Annotated in this window: 24 protein-coding genes; 11 read left to right on the top strand and 13 right to left on the bottom strand. The window is 64.4% G+C overall.

Annotation, left to right across the window (positions count from 1 at the left end; genetic code table 11):
- Positions 1 to 9: 9 nt before the first annotated feature.
- Positions 10 to 1,149, bottom strand: a complete 1,140-nt coding sequence (locus HOY44_RS05535; RefSeq protein WP_287433531.1) for an MFS transporter — start codon at positions 1,147 to 1,149, stop codon at positions 10 to 12.
- 298 nt (positions 1,150 to 1,447) lie between these two features.
- Here HOY44_RS05535 and HOY44_RS05540 point away from each other — a divergent pair, with 298 nt between their 5' ends.
- The gene (locus HOY44_RS05540) at positions 1,448 to 2,089 is read left to right on the top strand and encodes a 50S ribosomal protein L25/general stress protein Ctc (RefSeq protein ID WP_040885193.1); all 642 of its coding nucleotides are present in this window, start codon (positions 1,448 to 1,450) and stop codon (positions 2,087 to 2,089) included.
- Between the two features lie 51 nt (positions 2,090 to 2,140).
- Here HOY44_RS05540 and HOY44_RS05545 read toward each other — a convergent pair whose 3' ends face one another.
- Complete coding sequence (locus tag HOY44_RS05545; protein WP_287433533.1) at positions 2,141 to 2,818, bottom strand: FkbM family methyltransferase; 678 nt, start codon at positions 2,816 to 2,818, stop codon at positions 2,141 to 2,143.
- 106 nt (positions 2,819 to 2,924) lie between these two features.
- Between HOY44_RS05545 and pth the strand changes: the two genes are divergently transcribed.
- From pth to HOY44_RS05580, 7 genes are all read left to right on the top strand, one after another.
- On the top strand, positions 2,925 to 3,608 hold the full coding sequence (gene pth, locus HOY44_RS05550) for an aminoacyl-tRNA hydrolase (protein ID WP_008334284.1): 684 nt from the start codon (positions 2,925 to 2,927) through the stop codon (positions 3,606 to 3,608).
- The gene (locus HOY44_RS05555; protein ID WP_287433534.1) at positions 3,605 to 4,636 is read left to right on the top strand and encodes a DUF2332 domain-containing protein; all 1,032 of its coding nucleotides are present in this window, start codon (positions 3,605 to 3,607) and stop codon (positions 4,634 to 4,636) included. Before pth ends, HOY44_RS05555 begins: the two co-directional genes overlap by 4 nt.
- 30 nt (positions 4,637 to 4,666) lie before the next feature.
- On the top strand, positions 4,667 to 5,836 hold the full coding sequence (locus HOY44_RS05560; RefSeq protein ID WP_287433535.1) for a serine hydrolase domain-containing protein: 1,170 nt from the start codon (positions 4,667 to 4,669) through the stop codon (positions 5,834 to 5,836).
- Positions 5,817 to 6,191 carry a DUF2237 family protein gene (locus tag HOY44_RS05565; RefSeq protein ID WP_138421714.1) on the top strand — a complete coding sequence of 125 codons (375 nt, stop codon included), beginning with the start codon at positions 5,817 to 5,819 and terminating at the stop codon, positions 6,189 to 6,191. The genes HOY44_RS05560 and HOY44_RS05565 overlap by 20 nt, the downstream gene beginning before the upstream one ends.
- 330 nt (positions 6,192 to 6,521) lie before the next feature.
- On the top strand, positions 6,522 to 7,187 hold the full coding sequence (locus HOY44_RS05570) for a hypothetical protein (RefSeq protein WP_287433537.1): 666 nt from the start codon (positions 6,522 to 6,524) through the stop codon (positions 7,185 to 7,187).
- A gap of 274 nt (positions 7,188 to 7,461) precedes the next feature.
- A complete protein-coding gene (locus HOY44_RS05575; RefSeq protein WP_287433539.1) occupies positions 7,462 to 8,184 on the top strand; it encodes a hypothetical protein in 723 nt (240 codons plus the stop codon).
- A gap of 251 nt (positions 8,185 to 8,435) precedes the next feature.
- Positions 8,436 to 8,954 carry a hypothetical protein gene (locus HOY44_RS05580; RefSeq protein WP_008334277.1) on the top strand — a complete coding sequence of 173 codons (519 nt, stop codon included), beginning with the start codon at positions 8,436 to 8,438 and terminating at the stop codon, positions 8,952 to 8,954.
- 48 nt (positions 8,955 to 9,002) lie between these two features.
- On the opposite strand, the gene HOY44_RS05585 is transcribed toward HOY44_RS05580, so the two are convergent.
- The 11 genes from HOY44_RS05585 to rpsA all read right to left on the bottom strand — a co-directional run bounded on the left by HOY44_RS05585 (position 9,003) and on the right by rpsA (position 16,326).
- Positions 9,003 to 9,587 carry a helix-turn-helix transcriptional regulator gene (locus tag HOY44_RS05585; protein ID WP_287433541.1) on the bottom strand — a complete coding sequence of 195 codons (585 nt, stop codon included), beginning with the start codon at positions 9,585 to 9,587 and terminating at the stop codon, positions 9,003 to 9,005.
- Positions 9,587 to 10,147 (bottom strand): hypothetical protein, encoded by a 561-nt coding sequence (locus HOY44_RS05590; protein ID WP_287433542.1) that lies wholly within the window; start codon positions 10,145 to 10,147, stop codon positions 9,587 to 9,589. Before HOY44_RS05590 ends, HOY44_RS05585 begins: the two co-directional genes overlap by 1 nt.
- Positions 10,110 to 10,616, bottom strand: coding sequence for a hypothetical protein (locus HOY44_RS05595; protein ID WP_287433543.1), 507 nt, complete (start codon positions 10,614 to 10,616; stop codon positions 10,110 to 10,112). The genes HOY44_RS05590 and HOY44_RS05595 overlap by 38 nt, the downstream gene beginning before the upstream one ends.
- Before the next feature lie 154 nt (positions 10,617 to 10,770).
- A complete protein-coding gene (gene trpB, locus HOY44_RS05600) occupies positions 10,771 to 12,006 on the bottom strand; it encodes a tryptophan synthase subunit beta (RefSeq protein WP_008334273.1) in 1,236 nt (411 codons plus the stop codon).
- 72 nt (positions 12,007 to 12,078) lie between these two features.
- Positions 12,079 to 12,333: an N-(5'-phosphoribosyl)anthranilate isomerase gene (locus HOY44_RS05605; RefSeq protein WP_287433545.1), complete on the bottom strand. Its 255-nt coding sequence runs from the start codon at positions 12,331 to 12,333 to the stop codon at positions 12,079 to 12,081.
- A 35-nt stretch (positions 12,334 to 12,368) separates the two neighbouring features.
- The gene (locus HOY44_RS05610; protein ID WP_287433546.1) at positions 12,369 to 12,821 is read right to left on the bottom strand and encodes a GNAT family N-acetyltransferase; all 453 of its coding nucleotides are present in this window, start codon (positions 12,819 to 12,821) and stop codon (positions 12,369 to 12,371) included.
- Positions 12,818 to 13,456 (bottom strand): phosphoribosylanthranilate isomerase, encoded by a 639-nt coding sequence (locus HOY44_RS05615; RefSeq protein ID WP_287433547.1) that lies wholly within the window; start codon positions 13,454 to 13,456, stop codon positions 12,818 to 12,820. Before HOY44_RS05615 ends, HOY44_RS05610 begins: the two co-directional genes overlap by 4 nt.
- 10 nt (positions 13,457 to 13,466) lie before the next feature.
- Positions 13,467 to 13,817, bottom strand: a complete 351-nt coding sequence (locus HOY44_RS05620; RefSeq protein WP_008334269.1) for a lipopolysaccharide assembly protein LapA domain-containing protein — start codon at positions 13,815 to 13,817, stop codon at positions 13,467 to 13,469.
- A gap of 13 nt (positions 13,818 to 13,830) precedes the next feature.
- Positions 13,831 to 14,112, bottom strand: coding sequence for an integration host factor subunit beta (gene ihfB, locus HOY44_RS05625; protein WP_008334268.1), 282 nt, complete (start codon positions 14,110 to 14,112; stop codon positions 13,831 to 13,833).
- A 236-nt stretch (positions 14,113 to 14,348) separates the two neighbouring features.
- Positions 14,349 to 14,528 carry a hypothetical protein gene (locus tag HOY44_RS05630; protein WP_040885186.1) on the bottom strand — a complete coding sequence of 60 codons (180 nt, stop codon included), beginning with the start codon at positions 14,526 to 14,528 and terminating at the stop codon, positions 14,349 to 14,351.
- Between the two features lie 115 nt (positions 14,529 to 14,643).
- A complete protein-coding gene (gene rpsA, locus HOY44_RS05635) occupies positions 14,644 to 16,326 on the bottom strand; it encodes a 30S ribosomal protein S1 (RefSeq protein WP_040885185.1) in 1,683 nt (560 codons plus the stop codon).
- A 250-nt stretch (positions 16,327 to 16,576) separates the two neighbouring features.
- Here rpsA and HOY44_RS05640 point away from each other — a divergent pair, with 250 nt between their 5' ends.
- The 3 genes from HOY44_RS05640 to HOY44_RS05650 all read left to right on the top strand — a co-directional run bounded on the left by HOY44_RS05640 (position 16,577) and on the right by HOY44_RS05650 (position 18,837).
- Positions 16,577 to 16,969 carry a DoxX family protein gene (locus HOY44_RS05640; protein ID WP_287433550.1) on the top strand — a complete coding sequence of 131 codons (393 nt, stop codon included), beginning with the start codon at positions 16,577 to 16,579 and terminating at the stop codon, positions 16,967 to 16,969.
- A gap of 87 nt (positions 16,970 to 17,056) precedes the next feature.
- The gene (locus HOY44_RS05645) at positions 17,057 to 18,163 is read left to right on the top strand and encodes a sulfotransferase family protein (RefSeq protein ID WP_287433552.1); all 1,107 of its coding nucleotides are present in this window, start codon (positions 17,057 to 17,059) and stop codon (positions 18,161 to 18,163) included.
- On the top strand, positions 18,160 to 18,837 hold the full coding sequence (locus HOY44_RS05650; RefSeq protein WP_287433554.1) for a sulfotransferase family 2 domain-containing protein: 678 nt from the start codon (positions 18,160 to 18,162) through the stop codon (positions 18,835 to 18,837). The genes HOY44_RS05645 and HOY44_RS05650 overlap by 4 nt, the downstream gene beginning before the upstream one ends.
- Positions 18,838 to 18,845: the final 8 nt, after the last annotated feature.

Below are 18,845 nucleotides of genomic sequence, written 5' to 3' on the forward strand. Positions count from 1 at the left end.
TCGGAAACTCTACCGACGCGACAGCGCCAGAACCGCCGGGATGATCGCGGCGGAGGAGACCGCAACGGCGGCGAAGGACAGGCGCAGACTGCCCAGTTCCGCGAGCCCGCCCATCAGGGCCGGGCCGATGAAGAACCCCAACAATCCCAACATCCAGGCCCGAGAAATGGCGATGGACCGGGCCGGACCTTTCACTTTTCGCGCAAGGATCGAGTTGGTCGAGGGCACGATGACCGCAACGCCGAGCGCGGTCAGAACCACCCCGCCATGCATAACGATCTGGCTCGGCGAGAGGGCGATCACGATGGCCCCGATCACGGCCAGCACCGCCGAGGACAGGATGAGCCGTTCGGCCCCCAGTCGCCGCACCAGCGCCTGCCCCGACAGGCGCGCGGCCCCCATGACGAAGCCGAAGACGGCGGGACCGAAGCTGCCCTCGCCGACCGCGCCGCCGAGCGTGCGTTCGATGAACAGCGCGGTCCAGCCTTCGGTCGCGTTCTCGGCCACGAAGGAACAGAACAGCATCCCCCCGGCCAGAAGAACCACGATCATGGGCGGGCGCGCCGGGCCGCTCTCGGCCTCGTCATCGCCGCTCGACGGGTCGCGACTGTCCCACCCCAGCACGGCATAGGCCAGCGCGACGCCGGACAGAATCATCGCGATGGTTCTGAAATCCCATCCGCCGCCGCGCAGACCCGCGATCAGAAGCGCCGTGATCGCGAAGGAAAACGAATAGGCCGCGTGGTTCAGGTTCATCAGGTGCACGTCGCGCCGCGCCTCGACATGGGCGATGCGGATATTCGCGGTCATATCTGCGAAGGCGACCGCGAAGCCGCCCGCGAACAGCGCGCCGGCCAGAGCCAAAGGCGTATCGGCGACGAGATACAGAAGCAGCGTCAGCGCGATCAGGATCGCCGCGACCGGAAGGGTATATCCGCCATACCGGCGCGCAGCCCAGGGGGCCGCCCCCATCGCGAGGATCGAGGCCGCGGCGGGGGCCACCAGCACCGCGCCCATCACCCCGTCAGAGGCCGCCACATGCGCCTTGACGTCGGGCATCATGCCCGCGAGGCCACCCCAATAGACGCCCGTCGCCATCAGGACGAAGGCCGGTCCGCGGGAGATTCTGAGGGCGTCGTACAGGGTCATGCACCGGGACCGATAGCGCAAACGGGAACGGGCGTCACGACGCATTCGTGTTTCGTGGCGGGCCTGCGCCCCCGTCGGACCATACGAGGGGTGCTGCCCCTCGCACTCCCCGAAGTATTCGGAGAACGATGAAGAAAAGTGCGCCCCGTTCGCCCGGCCCGGCGGGCCACCGCGAGGCCGCCGGGGCGCGCGCGCTTTTTTCCTTCCCAAACCCATGATTCCCGCGTATACGCGCGCACTCATGCGGGGTTGCACCCTTGGAGGAACGCCGCAGACCTTTACAATCTGGAGAAAACCCATGGCTGGTGAAATACCTGACTTTCACGCCACGGTACGGACGGGGACGGGCAAGGGGGCCGCTCGTCAAGCACGCCGCGAAGGCAACGTACCTGGTATCGTGTATGGTGGCGACGTCGATCCGCTGCCGATCAACATCAACTTCAACATGCTTCTCAAGAAGCTCAAGGACGGTCGTTTCCTGTCGACCCTCTTCAACCTCAAGGTTGAAGGTCAGGACGATGTCCGCGTGATCTGCCGCAACGTGCAGCGCGACGTGGTCAAGGATCTTCCGACCCACGTCGATTTCCTGCGCCTGCGCCGCACATCGCGCATCAACCTGTTCATTCCCGTCGAGTTCATCAACGAAGAGAAGGCTCCGGGCGTGAAGAAGGGTGGCGTGGTCGTGCACGTTCGTCCGGAAGTCGAGCTTGATGTGGTCGCGGGTGACATTCCCGAAAAGATCGTCGTCGATCTCGCCGGCCGTGACATCGGTGACGTGATCCACATCTCGGACGTCGAGTTGCCGCAGGGCGCCAAGCCGACCGTCGAGCGTGATTTCGTGATCGCCAACATCTCGGCCCCGTCGGGCCTGCGCTCCGCCGGTGCGGACGAGGACGAGGGCGAAGCCGAAGAGGATGTGACCGAGGGCGAAGAGGCGTAAGTCTCTTCCCATCGTGGAACAAACGAAGCGGGGCCGATCAGGCCCCGTTTTTCATTTATCGCACCTTTGCAGCACGATGACCTCTCCGCGGGTGCCCCACGGCATGAGCGTCATGTTGTTTCTCGACATGCCGTCGAAAATCGCCTTCACCGCCGAGGGCGGATATTGGCTCGTGTGAATTTCCATCACCACCATGCGCACACAGGGCGGCCAGGGCTGCTGGCACAGTTCCAGTTCGCCCCCTTCCACATCCATCGACACGATCGTGGGCTGGTGTTCGTCGAGCAGCGCCGACAGCTTCAGCGCGGGCACCTCGACGATCTTGTCGGGATTGGTCTTTTCGTTCGCGATCGAGGACGACCAGAACGCATCGCGCGCCGCGAACAGAACCGTCTCCTCGTCGAAATTGTCGGCCACCACGGCCCCGTGCAGCACCTGCGTCGCCTGCGCCCCGTTTTCGTCGAGGTTGTGGCGCAGCGCTTCCATCATCACCGGGTTGCCTTCGACCGAGATCACGTTTTCGGGCCCCGCCGCGCGCCCGGCGATGATCGAGATGTAGCCGGCCCCCGCCCCGATATCGAGCACCTTGTCGCCCGGCTTCACATGCCGTTCGATCGCGTCGCGCTCGTTCCATTCGTAGCGGCCCGTCTCCAACGCCACCCGCAGCGGCTTGGTCAGCGCCTTGCCCGGCACGCGAAGCGTGATGTCTTTCAAAGTGAATTGCGCCATGATCCGCCCTGCCCGGTTTTGGCGACGATCCTAGACCGGGCGGGATGAAAGTCCAGCGGGACGGCAGGACATTTACCTCGCGCCCGTCCGCCCCTAGATTGCCGCCATGAAACTGTTCGTCGGCCTCGGCAATCCGGGCAGCAAATACGCGGGCAACCGCCATAACATCGGCTTCATGGCCGTGGACCGGATTCGCGAGGATCACGGCTTCGCCCCGTGGCGGTCCAAATTTCAGGGACAGGTGAGCGAGGGCAACCTGGGTGGCGAGAAGGTCATCCTGCTCAAGCCCGAGACGTTCATGAACCTGTCGGGTCAGTCGGTGGGCGAGGCGATGCGCTTTTACAAGCTCGACTCGACGGACGTGACGGTGTTCCACGACGAGCTGGACCTGCCGCCGTTCAAGGTGAAGCTGAAGCTGGGCGGGGGCCATGCGGGCCATAACGGGTTGCGGTCGATCCACCAGCATATCAGCCCGCATTATGGCCGCGTCCGGCTGGGCATCGGGCATCCGGGCCACAAGGACCGCGTGTCGCCCTACGTGCTGTCCGACTTCGCCAAGCAGGAAGAAAAGTGGCTCGACGACATGCTGCGCGGCATTTCGGACGGGGCCGAGCATCTTGTGACGGACGACAACGCCAAATTCACCAATGCCGTTGCGCTGCGCACGGGGGGTGCCAAACCCAAGCCCGAAAAACCCGCGCCGAAACCCGCCCCTGCGAAGGCAAAGGAGCCGCCGGCACCGCAGGAAGACCGTTCACCGCTTCAGAAACTGGTCGACAAGTTCAGATGAGTCTCACCACCGCCTTCCGCGAACAGGCCAAGAGCAACGAAGCTCTCGGCTCGCCGTTCTCCGCTCGTGTCCTGCGCCTTGTCGCTGACCGCATCGCACCGGGAAGCCCGGTGATGGACCGGATGCTCGCCTTCGAGGGCGACATCGGCCCCTCGGGCCAATCGGTGCCCCTGCGCCTGCTGGGCGGGCTGCACGCGCTGGTGCTGGCGGGCGAAGACCCGGACCTTGCCGCCTGTTACCCGCCGAACCCGGCGACGGACGACGCGACGCTTGGCGCCGCCCTCGACGCGGCGCTCGCCACCCGGACCGACACGCTGCTCACCTATCTCGCGCTGCCGCCGCAGACGAACGAGGTGCGACGCTCGGCGGTGATGATCGCCGCCGGTCACTGGCTCGCCGACCGCTATGGCCTGCCCTTCGTGCTGACGGAACTGGGCGCGAGCGCCGGACTGAACCTGATGTGGGATCGCTACGCGCTCGACCTGCCCTGCGGCTATCGCGGGCCTGCCGATCCCGCCGTCACGCTGTCGCCCGACTGGACCGGCCCCTGCCCGCCCGAGGCGAAGATCGAGGTTGCGGACCGGCGCGGGATCGACGTGGCCCCACTGGACGTGCACGACCCGGCGGATGAACGCCGCCTCTTGTCCTACCTCTGGGCCGACCAGCCCGAGCGGATCGAGCGCACGCGGGCGGCGATCGCGGTCTATGACGCGCAGGTGGATCAGAGCGACGCCATGTCGTTCCTGCCGATCCGCGTGGCGATCCGGCGGCCCGGCCACATCCACCTCGTGTTCCACACGATCGCGTGGCAATACTTCCCGCCCGCCACCAAGGCCGCCTGTGAAATCGCGTTCGAGGCGGCGGGCAAGGCCGCGACCCTCGACGCCCCCATCGCGCGGCTGTCGATGGAAGCCGACGGACAGGGGCCGGGCGCGGCCATGACGCTGACCACATGGCCCGGCGGCGAGGTGCACGACCTCGGCCGCGTCGATTTCCACGGGCGTTGGGTGGACTGGCAGGCCCCCTGACGCCATAGTCCGGGCATCGGGAGTGCTATCATGCGCAAACTGGGTTACATCCTCGTCGCCGTCGTCGCGATTGCCGCTTTGATCGGCATCACGCGCGGCGAGGAACTCAAGCGTCTCATGGCCGTGCAGACGCTGTTCGACGAGGGGCGCATCGTCGAGAATTTCTCGAACATGGACGCGCTGTTCAACACGGTCCCGATGTCGCGCGGCGACGGCCCGGTTTCGCCCTTGCCCGAGGGCGAGGCGGTGACGCTGCCCGATGGGATCGACGACTGGATCGAAACCCGCACCGTGACCGCGATGGTCGTCCTGTCCGGGGGCGAGATCGTCCATGAAGACTATTACCAAGGCACCGCGCCCGAAGATCGACGCGTGTCATGGTCGGTCGCCAAAAGCTGGCTGTCGGCGCTGCTCGGCATCATGATCGACGAGGGCGTGATCGCCTCCATCGACGATCCGGTCACCACATATGCCCCATCGCTCGAAGGGACGGCCTATGACGGTGCCACCATCGCGCAGGTGGCGAACATGGCCTCGGGCGTCGCGTTCGACGAGGATTATCTGGACTTCTGGTCCGACATCAACCGCATGGGCCGCGTGATCGCGCTTGGCGGGTCGCTTGACGATTTCACCCGCGACCTGATGGATCGTCGTGCCAAGCCGGGGGCGGAGTGGTATTATGTCTCGATGGATACCCATGTGCTTGGCATGGTCATTCGCGGCGCGACGGGCGAACGCATTCCACCGCTTCTCGAAGACCGGATCATCGAGCCGCTCGGTCTGGAAGCCGACCCCTATTACATGGCGGACGGCGACGGAAATGCCTTTGTGCTGGGCGGTCTCAACCTGCGGACCCGCGACTATGCCCGCTTCGGCCAGATGATCGCGCAGGACGGCATGTGGCAGGGGCAGCAGATCGTTCCCGCCGACTGGGTCGAGGCATCGACGACCCCCACAGCGCCGACCGCGCAAGGAGAGGCGCGCTATGGCTACCAATGGTGGCTGCCCGCCGATCCGCAGCCCGGCGAGGTCTTCGCCATCGGCGTCTATGGTCAATACATCTGGATCGACCGCACCCGCGACGTCGTCATCGCGATCAATTCAGCCGACCGGGGCTTTACCGAACCCGGCGTCTTCGAAGACAATGTCGAGAGACTGAGACAGATCACCCGGACCGCCCATGAAGCCAGAACCGATTGAACCGATCAACGTCCTTGGCGGGACATTGCTGCTATGCTCGGACGACCCCAAGACGGGATACTTCCGCGACAGCTATTGCAACACCTGCAACGCGGACACCGGCAATCACACGGTCTGCGCGGTCATGACCGCCGAGTTCCTCGCCTATTCGAAATACGTGGGCAACGACCTGTCGACACCCCGGCCCGAGTTCAGCTTTCCCGGCCTCAAGCCCGGCGATCAGTGGTGCCTGTGTGCCGCCCGGTTCCTTCAGGCCCATGACGAGGGGTGCGCGCCCAAGGTCCGGCTGGAAGCGACCCACGGACGCGCGCTCGAAGTCGTCCCGCTGAGGGTGCTGGAAGAGCATTCGATCTGAACGACCCGAAAAAAAGTTGCGGCCCTTGATTTGGCCGTGGCTGGCGTCCGGCCCCCGAAGCGAACAGTCACTTCAAAAAAATTCTCTTTGTTTCCAGCACCAACTGAACTGGCACGAGTCCGCCCCGCGAAAAGTTTCAGCCGATAGCCCATTGGAAAAATTAAAGTTTTTTCGCAGCCGAGACAGGAACTTTCGGTCTTTGAGGCTGTTGTCCGGTCACAGCTTCCAACGGGGGGCGCCCTCATCCGGCCACGACGGTCGATGCGATCCCGGCGACCAACGCATTGGAAGGGGCATCCAAGGGGTGCCACAGCAGATTGGAGAGAGATTATGAACCGCTTTGCTACGATGACTGCGATCGCCCTTCTGGCCGCTACGCCTGCCGCGACCGCTTTCGCACAGGACTCGGCCCAAGCTGAACTCAACCAAGAAGTCTATGCGATGGGCATGGCTGAACTGCGCGGCGACGGCTACAACGTCGACTCGGTGCGTCAGGACGGCGAAGGTTCGCTGACCTTCATGGCCCGCAACAACACCAATGGCCGTATCCTCATCATGAGCGAAGACGGCGACGTCATGTCGGACACGATGACCGACCTGAGCGCCTCGGCCGCGATCGAAGCCGAAGGTGACGAAGACGGCGGCTCGCTGAGCGCAATGGCCGACTCCGACACCATGATCGGTGTGGAAACCATGTCGGACGATGGCGACGACTCGGGCAGCCTGTCGGCTGGCGTGGGGTCGGACACGAACATCGGCATCGACGCTGAAGGCGACGATGGCGACGGCTCCGCCTCGGTCAACGTCGGCACCGGCCTTGACGTCGGGATCGACGCCGAAGGCGACGACGGCGGCGACTCCGCCTCGGTCGGCCTTGGCGCTGGCGTGGACGCCGGTGTGTCGGTCGAAGGCGAAGGCGACGATGGCGACGGCAGCGCGTCCATCGGCCTCAACACCGGCCTGAACCTTGGCCTGTCGGCTGACAGCGACAGCTAATCCGGGGTCGCACGGTCACACAGCTGACCGACAGACCTGACCTTTGCGAGAGGCGGCACTTCGGTGCCGCCTCTTCTCATTGCGGAAGCGCCACAACTTTCACGCGAAACGATTTGTTGCGTCTCAATTGGGAACTGATCCGGGCCGCCGGCAGTTTGGCCAACATGTAGGTTACGTGTTCAGCCCGATGGTCGGGCGGGTTCGTCCGATCAAGCCTCGGGTTGTCGCGTCCCCATCTGGGTGGGGGTCACCGCAGACCGAAGAGGACCAGACAATGACTTTTACGCAACGTGTTTCCGCAGTAACGATCGCCGCTGCCTGTTCCGCAGCACCGACCATCGCACAGACGGCTTTGAACGACAGCGTCTATCAGATGGGCACCACGCAACTTCGCGCCGAAGGGTATTCGGTCGGCACCGTTCGCCAGGACAGCCTGGGGCGGCTGACGTTTTACGCCTGCGCCGGTGACGACGGGCGGATCCTGATCCTGTCCGAAGACGGCACCGTGGTGTCGGACGAACAGGTCGCCTGCACCGGCGACCTGCGCACCGCCGCCCGCCAGTCTGTCACCACACCGGTCGGCCCGGATACCGGAAACGGTCGGACGGGAGACGCCGCGTCCGACGATCCGATGACGCCGCCGGGTGACGGCGACGACATGGCTGGCGGAGAAAACCCCGGCAGCGATGGGCCGGCGACCGACGGCAGCTCCACTGGGGCGGATGTCGCCGCTGGCATCGACGCAGACGTGGGCGTCGGCGTGGCTGGCTCGGACGGCGGTGCGGGCCTTGCGGCAGAGGCCGGAGCCAGCGTCGGCACATCCGGCGCGGACGGCTCGTCCGGTCTCGGTCTCGACGCCGATGTCGACGCGGCGGTCGGGTCGTCGGACGGGCAATCGGGCCTCGACGCCGATGTCGATGCCGACGTCAGCGCCTCGGGCAGCAAGAACGGCGGACTGGGCATCGGCCTCGACGTGTCCGTGGGTCTCGGCTCCTGACCGCAGGGGCGAAATCACATCGGTGGGGACAGGGTGGCGCCAACGCTTGGCGCCACCCTTTTTCTTAAAAAATCAATCATTTGAAAAAAACGCACCGGGGTGAGGAACCAAATGATCGAGTCTCGTGTTGGCAGACCATAGCGCCCGGCGGGCGGTCCTCGACGGACCATGAGGGTCCACGTGAACTGACCGCCAACAACAGCCGGGGCCCGCGGTTAAACGAGACGCGGGGACAACAGGAGACTGAAGTTATGAAACGCAAGCTGATGACCCTTTCGACCGTCGCCCTCATCGCCGGCACGGCCGCTTTCGCTCAGAACGTGGAATCGGGCCTGAATCAGGAAGTCTATGCCAAGGGCATGGCCGACCTGACCGCCGAAGGCTACGATGTGAACACCGTGCGTCAGGGCCGCGACGGCAACCTGACCTTCATGGCGTCCAGCGACGCTGGTGGCCGCATTCTGATCCTCGACGCCGACGGCATGGTCGTGTCCGACACCATGACGCAGATGGAAATGGGCGTGGACCAGTACGCCGCGACCACCATCTTCACCGACGAAGAGATCGAAGACTCGGATGACACGAACGTCAGCAACCAGACCACCGAGATTCTGCCGGAAGAAGGTTCGATCGATCCCGACATCGACATCGACCTGAACACCCGGACCGAAGCCGGTGGCGGCGCTGAAGCCACCAACGATCTGGAAGAAAGCGCTTCGGCCGACGCCGAGACGGAGTCCGATACGGAAGTGAAGAACTCCACCAACTAAGTGAGGTCTCTCTCACGGATCAGAGGCGGCGCAGTGCGCCGCCTCTTTTCATGAGCGGGCTTCGACGTCGCGCGTCTTGGCCGCGATCTCATGCGGTTCGGGGACGGTCGGTGGCGGAAAGTCCTGCATCACCTGATCGTCCATCAGCGTGTCGATCAGGTCACTCAACATCTGGGCCCGGCCGCTCACCCCCGCTTTGCGATAGATGGCGTTGGTCTGTGCCTTGACCGTGCCTTCGGACGTGCCCCGGACCGCCGCGATATCGGCCAGACTCATCCCCTTGATGGCGAACAGCGCCACGTCACGTTCGGCAGGCGTCAGGGCCCAGTCGTCGAACCGTTTGGCCACGAGGTCCAGAAACGCCGCCGACGCCTCGCGCAGGCGCTCTTCGGCCAGCCGGTGGTGGCGGCGCACCCGCGTCAGAGCCAGAACGCCCAGCACGAACCCGAGCAGGAGCCCAAGCGCAGCCCCGATTTCGATGAGCTCGCGCATCCGCCACGGGATCGGCGTGCTTCTGAACCCGATGCGCGAGGAAAGAATGTCGGAAATGAAGAACCCGGCGCAGAGCGCCTGAACGACCAGCGCGATCACGATGATGACCCGGTCCTGCGCCAGTCGCCTCCGCCCCTGCATCAATCGTCATCCTCACGATCGGAGTCGCGATCACGGTCGTCGTCGTCGTAATCGTCGTCGTCGTCATACGAGTCTCTGTCGTCGCGATCGTCCCGCCCCGAGCGGCCACTTGAGCCCGACGATCCGCTTCGGTCGTCGCGGTCGTCCCTGTCGCTCACCCCGGACGGATCGAGGATCTGCGCCTGGGACCGGGACGAGGACTCGGAGCGCACCTGCCAGAAATCGCGAAGGATCTCGCCCGTGTTCGTGTTCACGACGATTTCGCGATGAAACTGGTCTGAGGTGGCGAAAATCCGGGTTCTGCCCAGCAGGGTCGTCGAGACCTGCATCCGCGTGAACCCCTGTTGCGACAGGCTGCGCATCAGCGTGTCGAGATCCACGTCGGCGCGGGCGAGCCCGGTGCCCGCCAAAAGCCAAACCGCCACGATCACGAGACGCCGCAAATCCATTCCTCCCGCCCGCAAGATGGCACGCCCCCACCCGATGCCGCAATCGCGATGGGAGCGTTCCTGTGTCGCAGGCTCAGTCGTCGTCGCGATCTTCGCGATCCCGACCGCCATGGTCACGGTCTTCGCGGTCGCGGTCGCGCCCACCGTGGTCGTCGTCACTGTCATGCCCGCCGTGGTCGTCACGGTCGCGGTCGCGGTCCCGGTCACGGCCGCCGTGATCGTCGTCGCGGTCATGGTCGGGGCCGTCGTCGTCATGGGCGAAACCATTGGTGGCGCTGCGTTGGCCGCTGCGGTCCCGATCCCGGTCCCGATCCCGGTCACCGAAGCCGAACGTGCCCTGACGGCTGTGCGTTTCTTCCTTCACCAGCACGCCGTTCCCGTCGTAGATCCGCTCCACCGAACCGTTCGGGCCGTGGGCTTCGATCTTGACGCCATTCAGTCGGTTCTTGATTTCGACCCGCGTGAACCCTTCGCCTGCGAGCCCCTTCACGATCTCGTTGATCGTGTCCTGCGGCGCGGCCGATGCGATACCAGCCGACAGCAATACGGCTGCCGTCACTTTGAAAATGTCGAGTTTCATTATGCGTTCCTTTGCGTTCTCCTCCGGCGCCTGGATCGTGGCACCCGAGGAGAGGCTGCGGCGAACGCATGGGTCAGGCTATGAGCGTCGGGTTTATGACCGGCGTTTTAAACCCGGCGCAGACGGGTCTAAACCTGAGTTTATAGGCCGATCACTAGTCGCTCAGACCCGCCATATCCGTGCCCAGCGCCTTGGCGACCGTGAAAATGTCTTTGTCGCCGCGCCCGCACAGGTTCATGCAGATGATGTGATCCTTGGGCAGATCGCCCGCGATCTTCATCACATGGCCCATCGCGTGAGACGGCTCCAGCGCCGGAATGATGCCTTCGGTCTGGCACAGAAGCTGGAACGCTTCGAGCGCCTCGGTGTCTGTGATCGACACGTATTCGGCGCGCCCGATGTCATGCAGCCACGAATGCTCCGGCCCGATGCCCGGATAATCCAGACCCGCCGAGATCGAATGCCCTTCGAGGATCTGACCGTCTTCGTCCTGAAGCAGGTAGGTGCGGTTGCCATGCAGCACGCCGGGGCGACCGCCGGTCAGCGACGCGCAGTGTTCCATCTTTTCGTTCACGCCCTTGCCGCCGGCTTCGACGCCGATGATGCGCACGGATTTGTCGTCGAGGAACGGATAGAACAGGCCCATCGCGTTGGACCCGCCGCCGATGGCCGCGATGATGGTATCGGGAAGGCGCCCTTCCGCCTCCATCATCTGTTCCTTGGCTTCCTTGCCGATGATCGCCTGAAAATCGCGGACCATCGCCGGATAGGGGTGCGGGCCGGCCACCGTGCCGATGCAGTAGAACGTGTCGCGCACGTTGGTCACCCAGTCGCGCAGCGCGTCGTTCATCGCGTCCTTCAGCGTGCCGCGACCGGAGGTCACCGGAACGACCTCGGCCCCCAAAAGCTTCATGCGGAACACGTTGGGCGCCTGACGCTCGACATCATGCGCGCCCATGTAGACGATGCATTTCAGCCCGAATTTGGCGCAGACGGTCGCCGTCGCCACGCCGTGCTGGCCCGCGCCGGTTTCGGCGATGATGCGGGTCTTGCCCATGCGGCGGGCGAGGATGATCTGCCCCAGCACATTGTTGATCTTGTGCGCGCCGGTGTGGTTCAACTCATCCCGCTTGAGATAGATTTTCGCCCCGCCAAGCTCTTCGGTCAGACGCTCGGCGAAATAGAGCGGCGACGGGCGGCCGACATAGTGCTTCCACAGGAATTCCATTTCGTCCCAGAAGCTCTGGTCGGTCTTGGCATGTTCGTACTGCGCTTCAAGCTCGAGGATCAGCGGCATGAGCGTCTCGGACACGAAACGCCCGCCGAAATCGCCGAACCGGCCCTTCTCGTCAGGGCCGTTCATGAAGGAATTGAAGAGATCGTCAGCCATATCGCGCTCCCGGGCAGTCTTGCCCGTTCCTAGAATAGGCATCGGGCAAGAGCAAGCACGGCAGCGTGGCAATCAGTGGGACGTGACCCCGGCGCGGGGGGCGGCCAGCCGCACGGGCTGGGCATTGCAGAAGACGATCAGGTTGTCGCCGTTTTCGACGGCCTGAAACCCGCGCGCGCGCACTTCGCCCAGAAAACGGTCGCGCCCGACGATCCGGTCGATGTCGCTGATCCGGCGCTTGATGACGCCGCCGGAGGTCGCGGTGTTGGAGGTGAAAGCTGCGGACAGCCAGTGGTCGGGGCTCTGAGGCGGGATGAGATGTGTCATGGGTTAACCATGGCCGAGTCGCGGTGAATCCCCGGTTAACGCGCGATCAGATCCTTCTTGAATCCTGCGTGCGTCGCCTTGAACCCCAGCCGTTCATAGAACCTGTGCGCGTCACCGCGCGAGGCGTTCGACGTGAACTGCATGAGCGTGGCATCCGCCGCCCGCGCCCGGTCCTCGGCATCGCGCATCATCGCCGCGCCGATCCCCTGCCCGCGCAGGTCCGCGCGCACACGCACCGATTCCACCTGTGCGCGGATCGGCGTGGATGGCGACACGAGGTGGAGGATCGTCAGGTGATAGCAGGCCACGACCTCGCCCGCGCGCCACCCCACGACCAGCTGGGTCGTGCCGTCGGCGATCATGGCGAGGTACATCTGGACCGGATCGTCGTCCCGCACCGGCTGCGCACCCGGCGCGCGATCCTCCATGAGCAGGGCCATCACCGCGGGCACATCGTCGGCGCGCGCGGCGCGGAAGGTCACGGTCACCGGACCGCCCCCAGAAAGTCTCGGACGAGCCCTTCGTCCTTCATCCCCGGCGCGCTTTCCACGCCCGACGAGACATCGACCTGCCGTGCACCCGTCAGCTTCGCCGCCAGAGCCACGTTTCTGGGGGTCAGGCCGCCGGCCAACATCCACGGCACCGTCCAGTGCCGCCCCTGCAAAAGCCGCCAGTCGAACGCCAGACCGTTGCCGCCGGGAAGCTCCGCCTCTTTCGGGGGCTTGGCATCGACGAGGATCTGGTCGGCGACGCCGATATAGTCGTCGATGCGCGCAAGATCGGCGGCATCCGCGATCCCGACCGCCTTCATCACCGGCAGGCCATAGCGCGCGCGCACCTCGGCCACCCGTTCCGGCGTTTCAGAGCCGTGAAGTTGCAGCATGTCGAGCGGCACCCGCGACGTGATCTCGTCAAGCACCGCGTTGTCCGCGTTCACCACCAGCGCGACCTTGGCGATGCCCGGCGGCACCTCGGCGGCCAGCTCCGCAGCCAGATCGACCGAGATGTTGCGCGGGGATTTCGGGAAGAACACGAAGCCGACATAACGCGCACCGGCGTCGGCAGCGGCGGCCACCGCCTCCGCGCTCGTCAGCCCGCAGATTTTCACTCGGATGTCGGTCATGGGCGTGTGCTTACCGCCCATCCTCCAGAAGCGCCAGAACATCGTCCTTCGGCCCAGCCTTCTCGCGCTTGAGGCTCTGCACCTCGCCCGCCAACTTCACGGCGGCGGATTTGGCCCGGCGCCCTTCGGCGCGCTGGTTGTGTTCCCGGAACCATTCCCAGACGAACCCGATCATCACGCCCGCGATGATGGCGAGGAAGATGACGATGAAAAGCGGCAGATTGATGGTCCAGCTCCAGCCCAGAAAACCGGCCATTTCTTCCGGCAGCAGACGAAGTTCGACGATGTTGCGATTGGCGAGCGCCACGGTGATAAGCACCACGGCCAGCGCGCCCAGAAACGCGTAGCGAATGTAACGCATGGGAAAGGGCCTTTCAGTTCCCGTTCAGTCGGTCGCGCAGCAGCTTGCCGGTCTTGAAGAAAGGCACGTGCTTCTCTTCGACATCAACCGATTCACCCGTGCGCGGGTTCCGCCCTACTCTGGCATCCCGTTGCTTGACGGAAAAGGCGCCGAAACCGCGCAACTCGACCCGGTCGCCGCGCGCCATCGCTTCGATGATTTCTTCGAAGATGGTGTTCACGATGCGCTCGACATCGCGCTGGTAGAGATGCGGATTTTCGTCCGCGATCTTCTGAATGAGCTCCGAACGGATCATCCCGTCTTCCCCCCGAAGGACTGACCGGCGTTTGTTGGCAGCACGCCGCTTACCCCCTGACTATAGGGGGAAAGATTTCGTCGCGAAACAGCCGAGGCTTGGGCCGCGCGCCGAATTTGGCGGCAAAGTGCCGATTTTTTCATGGAAATCCCGACCGTTAGGTGGTGCGCCCGGCGAAACCGCCCGCCACGGCCCCGCGAACCGCATGGTTAGCACCTTATGATTCGGGGGCCGGATCAGTCGCCCTCGGGCGGGTCGGTCAGGGCGAGGACGAGCGTGGCACCGACCGCCCACACCGACACCGACAGCGCGATCGCCATACCGAGCGAGTAGATGCCGCCGAACAATCCCAAAAGAAACGCGGCCAGACCCAATGCGCCGACGACACCCATCCATTCCTTGCGTTTCTGTCTCATACGCCCCTCCTGAACCAAGTGTATCGCGGTCGGCGCGCCATGTCGCCGCGACAAAAGAAAACGGCCCCGGAACGCTCCGGGGCCGTCTCAATTCTCATCGCTTTACGCGAAAGGCTTATTCGTCGCCCTTGTTGAGCGCGGCGCCGAGGATGTCGCCGAGCGAAGCACCGGAGTCGGACGAACCGAACTGTTCCACGGCCTCTTTCTCTTCGGCGATCTCGCGGGCCTTGATCGACAGACCGAGGCGGCGCGACTTGGCGTCCACGTTGGTCACGCGCACGTCGACGTGGTCACCGACCTGGAAACGCTCGGGGCGCTGCTCGGCACGGTCACGCGACAGGTCGGAGCGGCGGATGAAGGACTTCATGCCTTCGTATTCCACTTCGATCCCGCCATCTTCGATCGCGGTCACGGTCACGGTGATGATCTGGCCGCGCTTCACGCCGCCAACGGCTTCGGCAAACGGGTCGCCGTCGAGCGCCTTGATCGAGAGCGAGATACGCTCTTTGTCCGTGTCCACCTCGGTGACGACGGCTTTGACCACGTCGCCCTTGTGGAACTGCTGGATCGCGTCTTCGCCACGCTGGTCCCACGAGATGTCCGACAGGTGCACCATGCCGTCGATGTCGTTGTCGAGGCCGATGAACAGACCGAATTCGGTGATGTTCTTGACTTCGCCTTCGACCTGTGTGCCCTCGGGGTGCGTCTCGGCAAAGACTTCCCACGGGTTGCGCATGGTCTGCTTGAGGCCGAGCGAAACGCGACGCTTCGCCTGATCGATCTCAAGAACCATGACCTCGACCTCTTGCGAAGTCGACACGATCTTGCCCGGGTGGACGTTCTTCTTGGTCCAGGACATTTCCGAAACGTGGACGAGGCCTTCGACACCCGGCTCCAGCTCGACGAACGCACCGTAGTCGGTGATGTTCGTGACGCGGCCCTTGTGGACCGACTCGAGCGGATACTTGGCAGCGACCAGATCCCACGGATCTTCCTGAAGCTGCTTCATGCCGAGCGAGATGCGGTGCGTCTCTTTGTTGATCTTGATGACCTGAACGTTGATCGTCTCGCCGATCGAGAGGATCTCGGACGGGTGGTTCACACGGCGCCAAGCCATGTCGGTCACGTGCAGCAGGCCATCGACGCCGCCCAAGTCGACGAACGCGCCGTACTCGGTGATGTTCTTGACCACGCCCTCGACCGTCTGGCCTTCGGACAGGTTGCCGATGACTTCGGCACGCTGCTCGGCGCGGCTCTCTTCAAGGATGGCACGGCGCGACACGACGATGTTGCCACGGCGGCGGTCCATCTTGAGGATCTGGAACGGCTGCTTGAGACCCATGAGCGGGCCGGCGTCGCGCACGGGGCGGACATCGACCTGCGAACCGGGCAGGAACGCAACGGCACCGCCGAGATCGACGGTGAAGCCGCCTTTGACGCGACCGAAGATCGCACCTTCGACACGAGCGTCGTCGGCATAGGCTTTTTCCAGACGGTCCCAGGCTTCTTCGCGGCGGGCCATCTCGCGCGAGATGACGGCTTCGCCACGGGCGTTTTCAGCCGCGCGCAGGTAAACCTCGACTTCGTCGCCGACGGTGATGTCGGGCGCTTCGCCGGGGTTTGCGAATTCTTTCAGATCGACACGGCCTTCCATCTTGTAGCCGACGTCGATGATGGCTTGGCCGGCTTCGACAGCGATGACCTTACCTTTGACAACCGTACCTTCGTCCGGCGTGTCCATTTCGAGGGATTCGTTAAGGAGGGCCTCGAATTCCTCCATAGATGCGTTAGCGCTCATAAGCGGATCAGTTCCTTTACAGTTCTATTCGGGCCAGACGGTTGTCTCCGCCGGTCTTTCATGGGTTTCCAGACGGGCTTACGCAAAACAAAGAGGGCCGGTTGCCCGACCCTGCTCGCTCTCTGGCATGCGGCTTAACGCCTGTCTGGGCGCGCGTATACGGCTCTCGGCCCCATAACGCAAGGGCAAAGCACCTTGACAGGACGGGGAGCGGCAGTGCTTCGATGACGCGTTCGATCAGGAGTTTTTCATGTCGCAGAAGACCATGACACGTCTCGGCTGGGTGTTGTCCGGCCTCTACATCCTCTTCATCCTCGGCGCGTCGGTCTATCCGAAACTGTCCGGGATGCCGATTGCCGACGAAACGATGGTGTCGCTCGGGTGGGAAGGCAGTCCGGTTCTGATCATCGGCATCCTCGAACTGATCTGCGTGCTGCTCTATGCCGTGCCGGCGACGGCGGTGCTTGGCGCGGTGCTGTCGATGGCGATCCTCGGCGGTGCGATGACGATGCAGGTCTTCGCCGACATGCCGCTTTTGTCGAACAAGCTCTTCTCCATCTACCTCGGCCTTTTCATGTGGGGCGGATTGTGGCTTCGCTCGCCCCGGCTGCGTGCCCTGTTCCCGCTGGCGCGGACGCTTTGACCGGCGCGTGAAAGCGGCGGGCGGACCCGCGCGGCACCTTTCCATGGCGTCTCGATGTCGGGCAGAATGCGCCGTGAAGGGAAGATCATGACCGACACGTTGCACCAGCACCTCGTCACCGCCGAAGCGGCCCTGAACGCGGGCCGGTTCGATGAAATGCACGCGGCGCTCGACAAGGTGTTCGCGGCCGATCCCGGCAGCCTCGCCGGTCTGTGGATCTACACCTACGGCACGCCCTATACTCCCGGCGACAAGGTGCTGGCCCGGATCAAAGGCTTCGCGAAGCAAAAGGCGCTGTCGGCCCCGCTGCGCGCGCAACTCCTGTTCATGTTGGGCAAGGCCTATGACGATCTCGGCAAACCCCAGCGAGCCTTCGACGCGGTGGTCGCGGCCAATCGCCTGAAAGGCGTCCGATACGACAACGGCGCGATGGCGGCGCTTGCCCGCGACACGCTTGCCGCCGTGCGCGCCGCCCCCGACCTGCGGCTGGACGCGAGACCGCCCCGGATGGTCTTCGTCCTTGGAATGCCGCGCTCCGGCACCTCGCTCATCAGTCAAATGCTCGCCGCACACCCCGAAATCACGAACCTTGGCGAACGGATCGCGCTTGGACCTGCGCTCATGCGCGACGGCACGGGCCGCAACCCGCACATCGCCTTTCTCGACGGGCTGGACATCGACCGGCTCGAGGCCGCCCGCACCGCTTATCTGCAAGGCGTCCCGAACACAGGCATCTTCGTCGACAAGATGCCGGAGAACTACTACTTCGCCTGGGCGATCCCGATGCTGTTTCCCGACGCCCAGATCATCCACATGCGCCGCGACAAACAGGCGACCTGCTGGTCCTGCTTCAAGAACGACTTCCGCGACGGCCACCGCTACAGCTACGACTGGGGCGATCTGAGCGCGCAATACGACCGACACCTCGACTTCTGTGCGCTCGGCGCGGCGCGCGCGGGGTCCGCGTGGCATGACATCCACCTCGACACCCTGACAGCCGCGCCGCGCGCCACCCTGACCCCCGTTCTGACGGCGCTCGGCCTCGACTGGACCGACGCCTGCGCCGCGCCCGAGAAATCCGGGGGCGACATGCCGACCCTGTCCAAATGGCAGGTGCGTCAGGGGATCGACCCGGCCATGGCGCGGGGTTGGCAGGCCTATAAGCCGCTCATCGAGGCCCGGTTCGGCGCATGATCTCGCATCCCCACCGCACGATCTTCGTCCATATCCCGAAATGCGGCGGTCAAAGCGTCGAACAGGCGTTTCTGGACGATCTGGGCCTGACATGGGGCCAGCGCGCGCCGCTGATGCTGGGGCGCAACCCGTCGAAAGCCGTCGGTCCACCCCGTCTCGCCCATCTGTCCGCGCGCGACTACACGCGCCACCACTACGTGACGGATGAGATGTGGGCGGACTATTTCACCTTCGCCGTGGTCCGCGACCCAATCGCGCGCGCCGTGTCGCTGTTCAACCATCTGCGCCCGGTCGAGACTCTGGGGGAGTTCGTCCACGACTGGCTGCCTGCGCAGTTCATGCGCGACCCGGACGACCGCAGCGCCAAGTTCCACTTCGTCCGTCCGCAGGTCGATTTCTTGGCGGGCGACGACGGCACGCTCCTGCCAGACCGGATATTCCATCTCGAAACGCTTGGTCGTGACTGGCCTGCACTCCAGAATCCGGCAAACCTCGGGGCCCCGCTCCCCCATAGAAACCGGAGCGTGGATGGCGCAACGCGCCGCGACCTTGCTGACAAAGACCTGGACCAGATCGTCGTCCTCTACGCGAAAGACTTCGAAGCATTCGGCTACATCGAAGACGCGGGCCAACCGAAGCGCCGCCTCTTCCCGAGTTTCGGCAAAGGGGCCTGACGGTCCAC

The organism is Maritimibacter sp. (genome assembly GCF_016774595.1).
Classification (GTDB): domain Bacteria; phylum Pseudomonadota; class Alphaproteobacteria; order Rhodobacterales; family Rhodobacteraceae; genus Maritimibacter; species Maritimibacter alkaliphilus.

Bases quoted from the DNA above. Each gene is read 5' to 3' on its own strand.
- HOY44_RS05615 (WP_287433547.1), bottom strand. From the start codon at position 13,456: ATGACCGACATCCGAGTGAAAATCTGCGGGCTGACGAGCGCGGAGGCG.
- HOY44_RS05540 (WP_040885193.1), top strand. From the start codon at position 1,448: ATGGCTGGTGAAATACCTGACTTTCACGCCACGGTACGGACGGGGACG.
- HOY44_RS05645 (WP_287433552.1), top strand. From the start codon at position 17,057: ATGACCGACACGTTGCACCAGCACCTCGTCACCGCCGAAGCGGCCCTG.
- rpsA (WP_040885185.1), bottom strand. From the start codon at position 16,326: ATGAGCGCTAACGCATCTATGGAGGAATTCGAGGCCCTCCTTAACGAA.
- HOY44_RS05595 (WP_287433543.1), bottom strand. From the start codon at position 10,616: ATGAAACTCGACATTTTCAAAGTGACGGCAGCCGTATTGCTGTCGGCT.
- HOY44_RS05640 (WP_287433550.1), top strand. From the start codon at position 16,577: ATGTCGCAGAAGACCATGACACGTCTCGGCTGGGTGTTGTCCGGCCTC.
- pth (WP_008334284.1), top strand. From the start codon at position 2,925: ATGAAACTGTTCGTCGGCCTCGGCAATCCGGGCAGCAAATACGCGGGC.
- HOY44_RS05650 (WP_287433554.1), top strand. From the start codon at position 18,160: ATGATCTCGCATCCCCACCGCACGATCTTCGTCCATATCCCGAAATGC.
- HOY44_RS05585 (WP_287433541.1), bottom strand. From the start codon at position 9,587: ATGCAGGGGCGGAGGCGACTGGCGCAGGACCGGGTCATCATCGTGATC.
- HOY44_RS05560 (WP_287433535.1), top strand. From the start codon at position 4,667: ATGCGCAAACTGGGTTACATCCTCGTCGCCGTCGTCGCGATTGCCGCT.
- HOY44_RS05590 (WP_287433542.1), bottom strand. From the start codon at position 10,147: ATGGCGGTCGGGATCGCGAAGATCGCGACGACGACTGAGCCTGCGACA.
- trpB (WP_008334273.1), bottom strand. From the start codon at position 12,006: ATGGCTGACGATCTCTTCAATTCCTTCATGAACGGCCCTGACGAGAAG.
- HOY44_RS05535 (WP_287433531.1), bottom strand. From the start codon at position 1,149: ATGACCCTGTACGACGCCCTCAGAATCTCCCGCGGACCGGCCTTCGTC.
- HOY44_RS05620 (WP_008334269.1), bottom strand. From the start codon at position 13,817: ATGCGTTACATTCGCTACGCGTTTCTGGGCGCGCTGGCCGTGGTGCTT.
- HOY44_RS05575 (WP_287433539.1), top strand. From the start codon at position 7,462: ATGACTTTTACGCAACGTGTTTCCGCAGTAACGATCGCCGCTGCCTGT.
- HOY44_RS05580 (WP_008334277.1), top strand. From the start codon at position 8,436: ATGAAACGCAAGCTGATGACCCTTTCGACCGTCGCCCTCATCGCCGGC.
- HOY44_RS05630 (WP_040885186.1), bottom strand. From the start codon at position 14,528: ATGAGACAGAAACGCAAGGAATGGATGGGTGTCGTCGGCGCATTGGGT.
- HOY44_RS05565 (WP_138421714.1), top strand. From the start codon at position 5,817: ATGAAGCCAGAACCGATTGAACCGATCAACGTCCTTGGCGGGACATTG.
- ihfB (WP_008334268.1), bottom strand. From the start codon at position 14,112: ATGATCCGTTCGGAGCTCATTCAGAAGATCGCGGACGAAAATCCGCAT.
- HOY44_RS05570 (WP_287433537.1), top strand. From the start codon at position 6,522: ATGAACCGCTTTGCTACGATGACTGCGATCGCCCTTCTGGCCGCTACG.
- HOY44_RS05545 (WP_287433533.1), bottom strand. From the start codon at position 2,818: ATGGCGCAATTCACTTTGAAAGACATCACGCTTCGCGTGCCGGGCAAG.
- HOY44_RS05605 (WP_287433545.1), bottom strand. From the start codon at position 12,333: ATGACACATCTCATCCCGCCTCAGAGCCCCGACCACTGGCTGTCCGCA.
- HOY44_RS05555 (WP_287433534.1), top strand. From the start codon at position 3,605: ATGAGTCTCACCACCGCCTTCCGCGAACAGGCCAAGAGCAACGAAGCT.